1 protein-coding gene is annotated in these 655 nt (G+C 66.3%); it reads right to left on the bottom strand.

The window, feature by feature from the left end:
• The coding region (locus QMK34_RS47620; RefSeq protein WP_326421652.1) for a 3-hydroxyacyl-CoA dehydrogenase NAD-binding domain-containing protein at nt 1–393 on the bottom strand (393 nt) is incomplete at its 3' end.
• Nucleotides 394–655: the final 262 nt, after the last annotated feature.

Raw genomic sequence — 655 nt, 5'->3', positions numbered from 1 at the left:
GCCGATCAGGTCAATGAGGCCCAGGGGCCCGAGCGGGTGGCCGCAGCCGAGGACCATGGCGCGGTTGATGTCGGCGGCGGAGGCGACGCCGGACTCCAGTATGCGCACGGCGGGGATCAGGTAGGGGGATGAGCAGTGAGTTGACCACGAAGGCGGGCGGTCGGTGGACAGCACGACCTGCTTGCCGAGCACGTCGGTGACGAAGGAGCTGGTGGTGGCCAGGGTCTGCTTGCTGGTGCGCAGTGACGGGGTGACCTCGACCAGGCTCATGACCGGCACCGGGTTGAACAGGTGCACGCCGACGACTCGGCCGGGATTGCCGGTGACGATGGCCAGCTTCATGATCGGGATGGACGAGGTGTTGGAGGCGAGCACGGCCCCGGGCTCGGCCACGACGGCGTCTGCTGAGGCCGGGAGCCCGGCGAAAGGCTTGCGCCGAAGGAAGGCTCGGGTGGGGCACGATCAAGACTGCCCCTGGGCGTCGCGTGAACAACCATGGTCTGACGAGGTCAGCGCGGGTACCCCCTAACCCAATGCCACGTAGCCTAATTTGATCATGCTGCTGGTCTGGGTGTCAGCCTGCGGATCGTGATCGTGGCCGGGTTCTGATGGCGGATACTGGCCGGCTCGTTGTGTTTCTTGACCTGGTAGCTGT

This window comes from Amycolatopsis sp. H20-H5 (assembly GCF_035828755.1).
GTDB lineage: Bacteria > Actinomycetota > Actinomycetes > Mycobacteriales > Pseudonocardiaceae > Amycolatopsis.
This window is presented reverse-complemented; position numbering and strand designations above follow the sequence as displayed.